We start from the raw sequence: 14,141 nt of genomic DNA, 5'->3' as shown, positions 1-14,141 counted from the left end.
GGGGCGAGCTCACGTCGCATCGCGAGGAGGCAGACGTCTAGTTCATCCTGCTTGTCGTACGGAAAGTACGCGGCCTGTGGCATGTCCGCGTCTGCGGCAGCGGGAGAGGTATTCCATGCCTCGCGCCGATGGGGGGCCGCCGTACTGTCGGGTGCGGGCGAACAATGCGGCGTATGCCTGCCCGACGACGGGTGCATCCATGTTCAACAAGGTTTGGTAGTAGTTGATCCTGGCGAAGACATCGCTCATCTTCTCCGCCAGCTCCGCGCGAACCTCTCCGTCCTCGGCCTGCTTCCGGTGCCGGATGGCGTAGGGAAGTTCTTCGTAGTGATGGATGGCCAGAAGCGCCTCGGCATACACCCGGATCTTGGTTTCACGGCGCTTGATGTGCTGATTCGACCAGTACCCGATCAGCGCCACGACGGCGGTGACAACGCCGACCACGAGGGATATTCGACTCCCGGCATCCATGGGCTCACGTTCTCACGGCACTGTTACTCGGGTGGGTGTTGGCGGCCGATGCGAGGGGAGTCAACTCCCGCTGGTGAACCGGCGTCGGTCTTCGCCAAGCCGGAAACGAAGCTCGGAACCAGCACGCGGATACGTCGTTCGGGGATGTCGCCTGCCAGGGCCTGGACAGCGAGTTCGGTGCCGGGTGTGGCAGCTGCGCCGAAGAGTTGACGGAGTAGATGCAGTCCTTCGGCAGCGACGGCGCCGACCCGCGAGTCCCGGCAGAGAGTGTCGAAGGATGCTGCTACCTGGCTGGCCCGGACCGTGGCCATGATCCGGTAGACGTCTCCGGCGTCTTTGGCGGACAGCCGGTGGGGTTTCCCGTTTTTAGCGTCGATGATCCGTTCGTTCAGCTTGTATGCCTTGGCAACGAGTAGCGCGGCTGGGCCGGCGACATAGGCCTCCACGCTGCGATCGTCTTGCGGTGTGAGGCTGGAGATGGTCATCAGCGAGCGGTCCACAGCTGCGACCTCGAGGCCGGGGACCTTCTTGGCCGCCCAGCCGTCGTGGGGTGGCATCTCGGTGCGGCGCTTCTTCTTCGAGCCGGGTGCCAGGTTCTCGGGCACGAGGAGGTCGACCTCTACGCCGACTTCGACCTCGCCCACCTGCTCGGTGCGCTCCCACAAGCCCACCTGTCGATCGCCGTTCTTGTCGAGCTTCAGGGTGAAGCCGGCCGCGTACATCGCTTCTTCGAGTAGCGGCTGCTCGCCCAGGACGTCCGGGTCGATGCTGATGTCGCCGTCGGAGGTGTAGGAGGCGCTGCTGATTGCCGCTTCGGTGGTGCGGAGGTAGACGGCCTGGGCGCCGACGACGGTGAGCGCCTCACGGTGGCCGTCGAGGGCGATGAGTGCGTCAAGGAGTACCTTGCGGGCGGCTTGGTTCAGCTCGTCTTCATCAGTACCTGCTGGTGCTTGTGAGGTTCCCCCGAGATGCGGGGATGGGTGACAGAGGGTCAGATGGGTCTCATGAGAGGAGCCCAGACGATGCCTGCCCCGAGGAAGTACCCGCTTGAGTTGCGTGAGCGTGCGGTTCGGATGTACCGGACTGCTGAGCCGAAGCCTGTGATCCGCCGCATGGCGGAGGAACTCGGCGTGCACCACGAGGCCCTGCGCAACTGGATCCGTCAGGCAGAGGCCGATACCGGCGAGCGAGACGACATCCTCACCACCGTCGAGCGTGAGGAGCTGGCCGCCCTGCGGAAAGAGAATGCCCAGCTCAAGCGGGCGAACGAGGTCCTGCGGACGGCCTCGGCTTTTTTCGCGGCCCAGCTCGACCCGACCCGGCCCAGGTGACCGCGCTCGTCGATGCGCACCCGCACCTGGGGGTCGAGCCCGTACTCCGGGAACTCTCCATCCCCTCCTCCACCTATTACCGATGGCGCCAGGCCGAGAAGGAGCCATGCGAGCGACGCCGCCAGGACGCCGAACTCACAGGGAAGATCCGGCAGGTCCACGCCGACTCCGGCGGGATCTACGGCTCACCCCGCGTGCACGCCGTCCTGCGGCGTGAAGGCGTCCACGTCGGCCGCAAACGCGTCGAACGGCTCATGCGCCAGGCCGGCCTGGCCGGGATCAGTCCCCGCCGGGGCAAGGGCTTCACCCGACGCGACCCTGACGCCGATCTCGCTCCTGACCTGGTGCAACGCGACTTCACCGCGGCCGTGCCGAACCGGCTGTGGGTCACCGACCTGACCATGATCGCGACTCTGGAGGGCCCCCTGTGGCTCTCCGCGATCCGCGACGCGTTCTCCCGCCGGGTCGTGGCCTGGGAAACCTCCGCACGTGCGGACGCCGACCTCGTCCTGACCTCGCTGGAGTATGCCCTGGCCAGCCGCGAAGTCACGCCCGGTGAGCTCATTCACCACGCGGACCACGGCACCCAATACACCTCCGTGAAGCTCACAACACGCCTGGTCAGAGCCGGGATCCAGGCATCCATGGGCACGGTCGGCGACTCGTTCGACAACGCCCTCGCGGAGAACCTGTGGATGGTCATCAAGACCGAGTGCATCCGCGGCCGCGTCTTCGCCACCAGAGCCGAAGCGAACCTCACGCTCTTCGAGTACATCGACGGCTTCTACAACCCCCGCCGCATCCAGAAACGACTCGGCTACCTCAGCCCGATCGAGTACGAGGAGAAGCACTACGCCGACCAGGCAGCGACCGAACCAGTGAACCTGAAACCACGTCAACCCGCCCTGACCAGCTAGTCAGCCACCCCCGCACAGCGGGGGAACCTCATTGCGACATCGCTCCCCCTCCGGACGTGGCGCGAGTCTAGAAGAGGGTTGACTCATCCAGGTGGGAAAGATCGGTTTTGCGCCATACCTGTTCGTGCGCAGCCATGAACTCCAGGATCTTCTCGCCCTCGGCCGGCATGCGCCCCGTCCCCGAAAGGCAGTCGGTCGCGAGCTGGCTCAGACCGACCTGCCATACACCGCCGACCGCCATCGGCCGCTGCCAGACGCTGCGGTCCTTCGCCCTCAGGATGAGCACGTCCGCGCCTTCAGACACGGGCATGAGACCGAGATCGTCAGCCGCTGCCTCCACGTTGAGCGGGTCTTCCTGGACGTAGAGCATGAGCTGTCCGCCGACGGACAGCGGTGCGAGGGACCTGGCTGCGTAGGAACCGGTAACCAGAACCTCGCGCCGGTAGCCGGGGTCCACGTGATTCCTATCCGCCAGACGCTTCAGCACAGCATTGACACCGTTCGGGGCGAGCATCCCTGTCGGTTCGGCGCTGCGCAGAAGGTCAGTCTGGTCCGCCCTCGCGCGCAGCAGCCGTTGCCAGTCCACCGAGACGATGACCTTGCCGTCGCGTTCGATCAGCAGCTGGTCGTCCAGGGTGTCGAGCAGCCGGGAGACGTAGGGCAGGCTCAGCTCGGCCCCCTCGGCTAGTTCGGTGGCGCGGTAGGGCGGGAGGGTGTCGGCCAGAAGCCGGACAAGCCGACCAGCCTTAAGGCCAGTGAGCAGCGGCTTGCTGGATCGGAGCCTGTGACCGGCGGGGGCCCGGTCCGCGCCATGTGTGTGGATGACGATGGCGGGGCGGCTCACGCGCAGGGAGATGTTGCCGGTCAGGTCCAAGTAGTCGATCCCGCTCGCACGCAAGGCCTCCTGCGTCAGCGGGCTGATCCACGGGGAGATCACCAGAAGCCGGGTGTTTCGGTTCACCCTGCGCACGAGAAGTGCCGTCGAGGTGAGAGGTCCAACCGCTTCCTTGGGAGTAACCCTCCGTTTGGCTTCCACGAGCATCTGTACGTAGACGCCGTCAGCGGACTTGATCTGGAGCGTCGCATCCCAGCCTTGGTCTCCACCGGCCAGCTGCTCAGGCCGCAGGGTGACCTCCCAGTCGGTTCCCAGCAGGTCCTGCAGAGACTCCCTGGCCCGCTCGAGCAGTGCTTGCTCCTCCATGTACGCGCTCGCTTCCATACCCGCATCATGACATGGCAAGTTCACTATCATCGAAAAACTTGCTGAATATGCGAACTTTCCTCTCGTCGTTAAGTTGGCAGATTCAGCAACCTTCATGATCTGGGCGACTTTCCTCGTTCAGGAAAGTCGCCCAGATCAGCAAGGCATCCTGCCCCGCCACGCGTCGGCCGGGTCCTCGTTCGCAGTTCAGAAGGCGTCTGGGCGCTGATCGCACCCTCCTTTCCTGCGGTCTCAGCCGCGGCGGCGCCGGTTGCGGTACCAGGCGGATGAGTGCCTCGGCCCACGCTCTGGCCGGCGCTGCAGCTGAGGCTGGGGAGCGGCCTCGGGGCGTTCTTTCATGGTTTGTGCGCGGTACTGAGCGGCACGGGTCACGGCTTCGGCGCGGGCTTGCTGATAGGCGCTCATGGCAGTTCCTGCGCCCGCTTGCCGGAGCTCCCAGGCGGTGGTGAAGGAGCGGTGCGCGAGGGGCAGCAGCTGCTGCTCGCCGCTCGCGGCCGGGGTGGTGTCCCGGCAGTACATGCGAAGAGCCGTAGCGACGATGGCGGTGTCGGTGTGGGGCTGGACCGGTTGTCCGTGGAACGTGCGGGCGAGGTAGCGGCGGGCTTCGGCAAGCAGGTGGCGGTGGTGGAACTGCTTTGAGTGAAAAACGGAAACGGTGGCGACGACGTCCAGGGCAGCGACGGTGAGGTCCATGACCGGGCGGGCCAAAGTGAGAAGGGCCCGGGCCGCGGCTCGGGCGAGGTCGAGCAGGTGGTCGACGACCGCCTGGCCAACGCGGGCGGTCGCCCCGTCCCGCCAGCGGGCACGCAGGACCGGCAGAGGGTGGGCGGTCTTCTTTGCGGGGCGGGTGTCGGTCGAGGCACGGGCCATCATGCGGTGGCGGATCTTCGCGGTGACGGGCTGAGAGGTACGGCTGCGGTACTGGGCCACCAGCTCGCCCAGCCGCCGCATGGTGGCCTCGTTGCGCGTGGCGGCCCAGTCGATGAGGTCCTCGGGTATGCCCGCGAGTTCCATGACGGGGCGCTGTCCGGGGGTCGGGTAGCGCGGTGTGGTGGCGAGGTTCAGGTCGGTGCAGATCTCTTCGAGGGCGCGCTGGTTGTACAGCTCGGACAGCGCGACGGTGTACTCGAGGACGGTGCGGGTGTGGAGCGTGCCCCACTGGCCGTCGGTGCGGCGGACCTTGACCGACAGGACGAGGTGGTCGTGGAGCAGCGGCTGGCCGTCGCGGGATTCGTAGTGCCGGAACCGGGCGGCGATCACCCCGGGTTCGGCGCGCTCGGGGGTGCTGTCCCTTCCGCGGCGCACGATCAGCAGGCCCGTTTCAATCTGGTCGACGACCTCGTCGATCACACGTGTATGCGCGGCCTCAATGACCTCCCTGACCGCGTCGCTGGCCAAGGCCCAGAGGATCTGAACGCTGCCCGGCGCGCGGAACACCAGATCGGCCCCGGACCACTTCTGGATCCGGTAACCGAGGCGGGTGGCGCGCTCGGCTTTCGCGGGGGTGTCGCCGGCAGCGAGCCTGTCCTTGACGATCTGCTCGGAGGCGGGGTGCCGGCCCTTGCCGAACAGGTTCGCCATCTGCCGGTGGGTCACCCTGGATCCCGCGGTCAGGCCGACCGCAGCCAGGGCCTTGCCCATCCACACCCCGGGTGGGACCCCGGCCTCTTCCTGCGCCCGGTCCAGGTTCTTCCCCCGGGGCCGACGGCCGTCGCCGACCACGACCTGACGCAGGTAGTACCGGTACGCAGAGCCCGTGCTCACTTGCTTGAACGTCATCATGCAACCCAGCCCAGCACCTAAAAAATGCTGGTCAAGGCAATGCCGGTGAGTTAGCGCGTCGGTGCAGGTCAGGCACTTGATAGTGCGGGGTTTGGTTGGGAATATCCCCTGGTGACGTTGCGTGATCCGTCACTTCTGGTGACGTGTCGGCGGAGGCCGGGACACGGCAACGGAGTTCCCGGTAGGACAGAAGATCGACCAAGATCCGACTGTCCGCGAGGGAACTCCGTTGGGTACTCAGTGTGCCATCGTCCGCATGTCGTCTGCCATCACCGAGGGCAGCCAGGCCCCGTTGAACAGGCTGGTGACCCCCACGGACCGGCGCTTTGGCGAGCACGTCCGTCTCGGCGTGTTGACCGAGGAGATCAGCCCTGAACTGGTTGACGAGGTCGTGGAGTTGACCGGCTGCGGCGAGCGTCGCCGCCGGCTGTTGCCCGCCCGGGCGGTGGTCTACTTCATCCTGGCGTTGTGCCTGTTCAGCAGCTCCGACAGTGCCGGGCCGCCGGGATACCGGTCGGTCCTGCGCACGTTGACGGAGAAGCTGCGGCATCTGCCAGGCCTGTGTGTGCAGCGCTTGCCCACCAGCTCGGCCCTGACACGGGCCCGGCAGCGGCTGGGCGACAAGCCGCTGCAGGCGCTGTTCGAGCGGCGGTGCGGCACGCTGGCCACGACCGTCACTCCGGGCGCGTTCGCCTTCGGGCTGCGGCTGGTCGCCTGGGACGGCACCGCGCTGGATGTCCCCGACACCCCGGCAAACGCTGCTGAGTTCGGTTTCACCGGCAAGGGTGGTGTCAACCAGAGCGGACACCCACAGGTCCGCCTGATGGCCCTGACCGAATGCGGCACCCACGCCCTGGTCGACGCGGCCTTCGACGCCGTGGCCAGGTTCAGCGAGCACAAGCTCGCCCGCCGGCTGCTGGCCTCCCTGCGAGGGGACATGCTGCTGCTGGCCGACCGCAACTTCGCCGGATACCAGCTGTGGGGCCTGGCCCGCGCCACCGGCGCCCACCTGGCCTGGCGGATCAAGAAGAACCTGGTCTTCGTGCCGCTGCGGGTGCTGTCCGACGGGTCCTACCTGTCCATCATGCGCACGCCCGCGGAGAACATCCGCCACGGTCAGGCCCGCGCGGCCGGACGCACCCTGACCGAGCCGCCCCGGGGACACCTGGTACGGATCATCGAGTACACCGTGACCATCCACCCACAGGCCGGCCCACCCCGCACCGAGACGTTCCGGCTGGTCACCAGCCTGCTGGACCACCGCCTCGCCCCGGCCCACCAGCTGGCGAGGGCATATCACCAGCGGTGGGAGATCGAAAACGGATTCGCGGAACTGAAGAACCGCCTGCGCGGCGCCGGATTCATCCTGCGCTCCAAGGCGCCCGAGCTGATCTACCAGGAGATCTACGCCCTTCTCACCGTCTACCAGGCACTATGCGCACTGCAGACGCGCGCGGCAGAACACGGCGGGACCGATCCTGACCGGATCTCCTTCACCGTCACGGTGCAGCTCGCCCGGCTGGCCGTCGCCGCCCAGGCCGCAGCCGACGTCACCACACTGGCCGCCGCCCGCCGCGAAGCCACCACAGAGCTCTTGGCCGCCCTCCTGCCGCCCCGGCGCAACCGGCAGTGCCAGCGCATCAAGAAGCCGTCCAAGAACACCTTCGAGGTCAGAAAACGGGACCAGACCCGCACTCCCAGTAACGTCCGCTACACACTCAAAGTCACCAAGCACCCCACCTGACCTGCACCGACGCGCTAACTCACCGGCATTGAAGGTCAGAGGCAGTTTCAGTACTCCGGGGCGGGGCGCTGTGCGGGCCGTGTCGCCACCCCAGGCGCGTAGAGCCTGGGGCAAGGGACGGGGCAGCGCGAAGCGAGGGCGCCGGGCGCGAAGCGGCCGGTGACCGACTGCCCCATCCCGCAGCGCGTGAGAGCGCGGAGCGCTCGGTCCGGGCAGGCGCGAAGCGGCCGCCCGACACGCGGTAAGGCGGTACGGGGAAGCGCAGCGGACCCGCACCGCCGCACGGCACGGACCACGCAGCGACCCGCCCCGGAACAAAGGCAGGAACACTGCGTCGGGAGAAAACCGCAGCGGTACGACTGCGATCTCACCACGTCACTGAAGCCGAACAGCAGATCATCTGACCGGCCGGGCGGCTATGGTCTGACTGCATGGACAGCAAGACGCTCGCCGCCTCCGCCCAGCGCTGGATGAACACAGGGCTGGAAGCATTCGCTCGTGGCACGGATCTCGACTTCGCCGTTCACGGGCCTTCCCCCGTGAAGGTGGGCACGCGGTTATTGATCACGCGGCGAGTGTGATTTTAGCGGTGTGGTGTCGGCGTTCGTATGTGTCGGGGCTGAGGTGGTCGTTGGCGGAGTGTCGGCGGCGGGTGTTGTAGCGGGTCAGCCAGGCGAAGACGGTGCGGCGGCAGGTGCCGGCGTCGCCGTAGTCGTGGGCGCCTTGGAGGGTCTCGCGTTTCAGGGATGCGTGGAAGCTTTCGCAGGCCGCGTTGTCGGCGCTGGTGCCGACCGAGCCCATCGACCGGGTCACCCCGAGTTGGTCGCAGAGGTCGGCGTAGGCCCGGGATCCGTATTGGGCCCCGTGGTCGGAGTGGAATACCGATCCGTGAAGGTTGCCGCGGGTCGGGGCGGCCATCCGCAGTGCGTCGGTGACCAGGCCAGTGCGCATGTGGTCGGCGATGGACCAGCCCACGACCTTGCGACTGAAGCAGTCCAGCACGGTCGCGAGATAGAGGAACTTCCCGCCTGCGAGGGGGAGATACGTGATGTCGCCCATGTACTTCCGCCCCGGCTCAGGGGCGGTGAAATCCCTGCCGAACAGGTCAGCGACCTGCGAGGATGCCGGGTCGGGGACGGTGGTGCGCACGCGTCTGCGCAGACGGATCCCGGTGATGGAGTACGTCCGCATGACCCGGGCCACCCGTTTCTCGTTGACCCGCCGCCCTTTCTCGCGGAGCTCGGCGGTCACGCGTGGGGAGCCGTAGGCGCCGCCGGATTCGTCGTGGACCTCGCGGATCTCCTCGGCCAGGATCTGGTCCTGGCGCTGCCGGGCGGCCCGGGCCTCGGCGCCGGCGAGCCACTTGTAGTAGCTGGACCGGTTCATGTCCAGGATCTGGCAGAGCCGCTTCACCTCGTAGGTGTCCCGGTGATCGTCAACGAACTGGAAGCGGCTGATCACCAGTTCGTCTCTCCGGCGAAATACTTGGCCGCCTTGCGGAGTATGTCCCGCTCGGTGGCGAGCTTGCGTTCACTGGCCTCGAGTTCCGCCACCCGGGCTTCCAGCTGCCGGACCCGCTCGTCCGGATCAGCGGACGGCACCGCCGCCCGGTGTCCGCCGGCCGGCTTCGCACTCGCGCCGGTGACGCCACGGCATTCGCGGTCCCGCAGCACCCACTCGCGCAGGGTCGCCCGGTTGATGCCCAGGTCAGCGGCGATGCTCTTGTACGTCGCCCCGGGTGTGGACTCGTACAGGGCCACGGCATCGGCCTTGAACTCGTCCGAATAGTCCTTCATCGCCATCGGCGGTCTTCTCGCTTCCTCCGGATCAAGCAGATCCAGTATCAGCGTGTCCACCACTCAGGGGGAGGTCCCCACCACTTCGGGGTTGCTACCGAGCATGCACTGAAGGCTTTGTTGGCCTCGTATCACCCGGCCCTCGTGATCGACGCCAACGACTTCCACGGCCTGCTGCATGCCACAGGTCACGGAGCGTTGATCACGACTTCGCTGACCAACGCCAAGACCATCCAGGCCGCAGCAGCCTTCGAGCGTTGCAATCAGCTTCTGAAGCCTCCGCTGCCGATCAAGACAGACGTCTTCAAGACCCTCTTGAACGCACGCAACGGGGTTTCTCACCTGGGCGTCCATAAGAATGACGAGGCCAGGCAGCATCTCATCACGGCGATCCGGATCATCGATCCGATCCTGAGCGCGCTCGGAGTGGAGCAGGAGCAGTTTTGGGGTCACTACAAGCCGCTTCGCGATGAGCTGCTGCAGAAGCGCGCGGATGATCTGAAACTGGCCTTCATGACCAAAATCGTCAACGCAAAGAACGTCCTCGCAGCCCGGCTCGGCCCCGATCTGGGCGCGGAAGACCTCGCTCGCCTGAGCGCGGAGCTGGTCTGGATCGACAGCGACGAGGAGCCTGCCAAGTGCCCTGCCTGCGGGATGGAAGGCAGGCTCACGGGCAATCACTTCGTGGAACGGCAGTACGACGGACTGGAACCCGAAGAGGACGAGGACTGGGCCGTCATGCTCTACCCCCTCGGATTCATCTGCCCCATATGTCAGCTTCAGTTGGAACTCGAAGAGTTCGACCTGGCGGGGCTTCCCAGGGAAGTCCGCACGGCACACGACCCCTACGAGTGGGCAATGCCGGATGAAGACATGTTTCGCGACCGCTAACCGGCGCCCCGGCGCCTGGAGCAGTTGGCAGCTGACACTTCCAAATACCGTCCATAAGTCGGCGTGGTACCCGATCACGCGGCGAAGGGGCGCTCGCTGAACTCGGCGGCGGCCCGGTTGTCGAGTACCCAGCCTTTAAAGCGAATGGAGCAGCGACGCTGGCCGTTCACGAGCATCGACACGGTGCCCGCTGCGCGCAGCTCGTCGGACAGGCGCCAGGGGCCGGCCGCGTCGATGCGGCGCGGGGCGCTTGAGTCGTCCAGGACCAGGACGCCGTCGGTGTCGGGAGTTCTCTGGGGGTTCGAGCTGTTGTAGATCTCGTCATCCATGCCGGGGGCGTCGTCCGCCTCGCCGCCTTCGCCGGTGAAGTGGACGACGCCCCTGACGTGGGCGCCCTCGTGGCCAAGACGGGAGGCGCAGCCGGCCACACCAACATCGCCGCCGGACTCCGCGAGATGTCCCTCCGCCCCTTCGAGCGGCCACTGACTCTCCTCGGGCTCAGCTAACCAGCACTGATCCAAGATCATCAGACTTTGCAATCGCCCTGCCGCTGCGCCGCTGAGGTCCCCGACGAATACGCCAACGACGCAGGCGCCGCAGTCGCCACCCCAGAGGGTTTCCGAGGTCTCGCCGTCGTCGCCGTCGGCGCGTTGCGGGAAGCGTTCCAGGACGGATGCCGCGGCATTCGCCTTGGATTCTTCGTAGGTATCTCCCTCGGCGACTACGGCGAATGACGAGGCAAGATCCCGGACGGTGTACCAGTCGCCGATGATCGTGAATTTCACGGGTTTCCTCTCGGGGAATTTTTGGGGGCTCCGAGGCCCGGAATTTCGCCGGGCCCCGGTAGTGACCTCGTGTCAGTGACGGCGGGCGCGGGGAAGCTGCGCGCGCCGCTGGAGGCAGCGGTCCAGGAGCGCGAGTGCCTGGTCCTCCGTCAGCCCGTGGGGTGCGCCGCCCTCGGCGCCGGTGGAGCCGGTGAACACAACGTCGCCGTAGTACGGGTGAACGCGCTCCTGGTAGGCGAGGAGGAGGCCGACGGCAGGGGCGTTCATCTGCACGCGAAACGCGGTGGCGTCGTCGTCGACCCACATGGTCAGCTGCGTGGTGATGTCGACCAGTCGCACGACGTCGGCACGCAGCGCGGCGTGCGGGGTGGCGACGGTGTCCCAGTGCAGGAGGCGGAACCTGCCGGTGGGCTGGACCAGGAACGCGAAGGTCTGGGTGTCTGGAGCGGCAACGGGCATAGCTGTCCCCTATGAATTGGTGTGTGTGCTTTCGGTGTTGGCCGACTGCCACCGCCGACCAACAAGACAACTATATCCCATGTTAATCACAGCGACATCACGCGCCCCGGGTTCGCCCGACCCGGGGCGCAGCCGGTCGGCTGCGCCCCGGGCATGCCGGTCAGACTCGGACGGGCGGAGCGTCGGCGTACTCCATGCCCGGCTCCGGCGGGACCGGCTCACCCGTGGCGCCCGTCGCACGGTGAACATCGAAGTACCCTGTAACTGCCTGCCCATACTTTTGTCGGCATGACAGAAGCTGATGTCCCGGCGCCCTGAACAGTGAACACCAGCACCACAATGATCCAGCTGGGCATGTCCTCGTTCGCGCTCCCCGGCCGGCCGCCTGCTGCCCGCGGTCAGCGATCCACGCAGGGTTCGCAACGTAGGCGGCCCGGTCGGCCGCGGTCGCTCAGGGAAGGCAGCAGGACTACCAGCAGGCTGCTGCCAAGCGCTCCCTCCTGCACCTCGCAACAGGCCTGATAGACGTGGCCGTTGGTCAATGGATAGCCCCGTCCATAAGCTCGCACCTCTGTGGAACGGCATGTGGGCCAGTCGGCGTCCCATGGATGTGTTACCGACGAGGAGATCAGGGGTGCCGGTGAAGGTGAGCGATGATGACCTGTCCGAAGTGGGCGGGTACGCGGTGGAGCGCCGGCTGGGGGCAGGCGGGATGGGGGTCGTGTACCTGGCCCGCTCCGCCTCAGGCGAGCAGGTGGCGGTGAAGGTGATCCGCACCCAGTGGGCGCAGGATCCCGAATTTCGGGCGCGGTTCGAGCTGGAGGTGGCGGCCGCGCGGATGGTGCATAGTGCGTTCACCGCGCCGGTGGTGAACGCCGACCCCTATGCGTCCCGGCCCTGGATGGCGTCTCTGTTCGTGCCTGGTCAGTCCTTGTCTGCGCGGCTGCGTGATCGTGGTCCCTTGCCGGAGGCCGGACTGAGGGATCTGGCCAGCGGGCTGGCCCAGGCGTTGCGGGACATCCACCGCACTGGGCTGGTGCACCGGGACCTCAAGCCGAGCAATGTGCTGCTGACCGAGGACCGGCCCTGCGTGGTCGATTTCGGGGTGGCGCGGGCGGTGGACGGCAATGCACTGACCCGGACTGGTGAGACGGTGGGGACACCGCCGTTCATGGCTCCAGAGCAGTTCGTCAGCCCGCGCGAAGCCGGCGCGGCGGTGGATGTGTTCGCTTTGGGAAGCGTCCTTGCTTTCGCCGCCACGGGGCGCAGCCCCTTCGACGCCGGCAGCCCGCACGCTACCGCCTTCAAGGTCGTGCACGAGCAGCCTGATCTTGACGGTGTCCCCGACTGGTTGATGCCCGTGGTTACCGCCTGCCTGGCCAAGGAACCCGCACGACGTCCCACGCCAGAAGGCCTGCTGCACATACTGGCCGCCTCCAGCAACACGCCCCTGCGAGTCCGGACCCACAAGGCGAAACGGATCCGACGGATACTGCGCAGCAAGCCGGGCGCCGGGATTACTGCGGCGCTGCTGGTGGCCGGTGTCGCTACAGGTGCGTACCGAGCCGGAACGGCGGCCGACGACAACAACCCCGCAGCCGGCAGCAACCCCGCACCCGCCAGCACATGGCGAGCTGTTGCGGAGCCGTCCTACCTGTCGCGGCAACCGTGGCAGGCTCAGTACGTAAGCAAGGAAGCCACGCACGTGACGGGAACCCAAGGCGCGGGATGTCTTGCTGGGGGCGGAGCAGTGTACTGCGGCGCCCCGTCCGGAACGATCGTGTGCTTCGACGCTCAGGACGGGACCGTGCGCTGGCAGGGCGGCGACGGCTTCCCGTGGGCACTCGGCAACCCGATAGCCGTGTTCGAACATCAGGTCTACGTACGGGATTCCTCCGGCAGGCTGCGCGCCCTGGATGCCAGAACCGGCAGCCCTCTATGGACGGCGCCCTGGGGCGAAGTGGATCGCGTCTTAATCTCCGGCTCCACCGCCTATGTCCGCGCCTATGCAATCCGCGGCGTTGACGGGATAACGGTCAGGGCGATTGACCTGCAAACGCATAAGACGCGGTGGTCCAAGGTCATCTCGGGCTTTTCATCGCATATTGCCAACGCCTCCGGTCTCTACGACCTGGACCTCAAGGGCGTGACCGTCCTGGAGGCACACAACGGCACCATGCGGCACTGGAAGATCGACTACGGATTCAAAACCAGCAGCAAGCTGCGGTATCGGGCTGCCGCGTCAGACGCGTTGTACGTGACCGGCACCGCACCGCCGTACGAAGGAATAGTCCGTATCGACCTCAAGACTCACAAAATAGAACATATAACATATCCTGGGCTAAGCAACTTCCATACGGGTGCAATTTCCGACAACATCATGTATTTCGTTCCCACGAACACGAGGGCCAACGACGAATTGGCGGCACTGGACACCCGGTCCAACAAGCCGCTGTGGCGGGTCAAGACAACGGGCAGCGTCATCAGCGATCCCGTGATCACCTCGACCCACGTGTATGTAGTCACAGACGCCGGCAGCGTCATCGCCTACGACAAACACACCGGCAAAGAAACACAACGAACACCACAGGACCAACGGACAGTCAGTCAGACACCGTCCCGTCCGCAGCGCCTACTTCTGGACCAGAAACACCTCTTCGTCACCGACGGCCTCAGCATCCGACTCGTCGACATACCCGTCACCGGCCAACCCGCACAAACAGCCGCACGCCGCTGACGAACC

13 protein-coding genes are annotated in these 14,141 nt (G+C 66.5%); 6 read left to right on the top strand and 7 right to left on the bottom strand.

Features of this window, described 5'->3' with window-relative positions; genetic code table 11:
• Nucleotides 1–42: 42 nt before the first annotated feature.
• Both OHA03_RS47525 and OHA03_RS47520 read right to left on the bottom strand, forming a co-directional pair.
• Nucleotides 43–444, bottom strand: coding sequence for a hypothetical protein (locus OHA03_RS47525; protein ID WP_267010170.1), 402 nt, complete (start codon nt 442–444; stop codon nt 43–45).
• Between the two features lie 50 nt (nt 445–494).
• Entirely contained in the window at nt 495–1,610 is a 1,116-nt protein-coding gene (locus tag OHA03_RS47520) for a hypothetical protein (protein ID WP_267010169.1), read from the bottom strand.
• Here OHA03_RS47520 and OHA03_RS47515 point away from each other — a divergent pair.
• Nucleotides 1,494–1,802, top strand: a complete 309-nt coding sequence (locus tag OHA03_RS47515; protein ID WP_267007759.1) for a transposase — start codon at nt 1,494–1,496, stop codon at nt 1,800–1,802. The genes OHA03_RS47520 and OHA03_RS47515 overlap by 117 nt on opposite strands.
• A complete protein-coding gene (locus tag OHA03_RS47510) occupies nt 1,799–2,719 on the top strand; it encodes an IS3 family transposase (protein WP_267007760.1) in 921 nt (306 codons plus the stop codon). The genes OHA03_RS47515 and OHA03_RS47510 overlap by 4 nt, the downstream gene beginning before the upstream one ends.
• Before the next feature lie 67 nt (nt 2,720–2,786).
• On the opposite strand, the gene OHA03_RS47505 is transcribed toward OHA03_RS47510, so the two are convergent.
• Both OHA03_RS47505 and mobF read right to left on the bottom strand, forming a co-directional pair.
• Nucleotides 2,787–4,037 (bottom strand): helix-turn-helix domain-containing protein, encoded by a 1,251-nt coding sequence (locus tag OHA03_RS47505; RefSeq protein WP_267010167.1) that lies wholly within the window; start codon nt 4,035–4,037, stop codon nt 2,787–2,789.
• 135 nt (nt 4,038–4,172) lie between these two features.
• The gene (gene mobF / locus OHA03_RS47500) at nt 4,173–5,720 is read right to left on the bottom strand and encodes a MobF family relaxase (RefSeq protein WP_323181434.1); all 1,548 of its coding nucleotides are present in this window, start codon (nt 5,718–5,720) and stop codon (nt 4,173–4,175) included.
• 259 nt (nt 5,721–5,979) lie between these two features.
• On the opposite strand from mobF, the gene OHA03_RS47495 reads away from it, so the two are divergent.
• On the top strand, nt 5,980–7,467 hold the full coding sequence (locus tag OHA03_RS47495; protein ID WP_267000869.1) for an IS4 family transposase: 1,488 nt from the start codon (nt 5,980–5,982) through the stop codon (nt 7,465–7,467).
• Nucleotides 7,468–7,898: 431 nt separating this feature from the next.
• On the top strand, nt 7,899–8,048 hold the full coding sequence (locus tag OHA03_RS47490; RefSeq protein ID WP_267010165.1) for a hypothetical protein: 150 nt from the start codon (nt 7,899–7,901) through the stop codon (nt 8,046–8,048).
• On the opposite strand, the gene OHA03_RS47485 is transcribed toward OHA03_RS47490, so the two are convergent.
• Nucleotides 8,032–9,269 (bottom strand): IS3 family transposase gene (locus OHA03_RS47485; protein WP_267010164.1). Its coding sequence is split into 2 segments (ribosomal slippage): nt 8,032–8,943 and nt 8,946–9,269, totalling 1,236 coding nucleotides; the frame shifts between segments, so codons are not numbered across the junction. The two genes, OHA03_RS47490 and OHA03_RS47485, sit on opposite strands and share 17 nt — an antisense overlap.
• A gap of 138 nt (nt 9,270–9,407) precedes the next feature.
• Between OHA03_RS47485 and OHA03_RS47480 the strand changes: the two genes are divergently transcribed.
• On the top strand, nt 9,408–10,154 hold the full coding sequence (locus OHA03_RS47480) for a hypothetical protein (protein WP_267010163.1): 747 nt from the start codon (nt 9,408–9,410) through the stop codon (nt 10,152–10,154).
• 74 nt (nt 10,155–10,228) lie between these two features.
• On the opposite strand, the gene OHA03_RS47475 is transcribed toward OHA03_RS47480, so the two are convergent.
• Together OHA03_RS47475 and OHA03_RS47470 are read right to left on the bottom strand one after the other, a co-directional pair.
• Entirely contained in the window at nt 10,229–10,939 is a 711-nt protein-coding gene (locus tag OHA03_RS47475) for a hypothetical protein (protein WP_267010162.1), read from the bottom strand.
• 72 nt (nt 10,940–11,011) lie between these two features.
• On the bottom strand, nt 11,012–11,398 hold the full coding sequence (locus OHA03_RS47470) for a DUF3846 domain-containing protein (protein WP_267010161.1): 387 nt from the start codon (nt 11,396–11,398) through the stop codon (nt 11,012–11,014).
• A gap of 634 nt (nt 11,399–12,032) precedes the next feature.
• On the opposite strand from OHA03_RS47470, the gene OHA03_RS47465 reads away from it, so the two are divergent.
• Nucleotides 12,033–14,135 (top strand): PQQ-binding-like beta-propeller repeat protein, encoded by a 2,103-nt coding sequence (locus tag OHA03_RS47465; protein WP_267010160.1) that lies wholly within the window; start codon nt 12,033–12,035, stop codon nt 14,133–14,135.
• Nucleotides 14,136–14,141 lie beyond the last annotated feature (6 nt).

The sequence above is a fragment of the Streptomyces sp. NBC_00154 genome (assembly GCF_026342835.1).
GTDB lineage: Bacteria > Actinomycetota > Actinomycetes > Streptomycetales > Streptomycetaceae > Streptomyces.
This window is presented reverse-complemented; position numbering and strand designations above follow the sequence as displayed.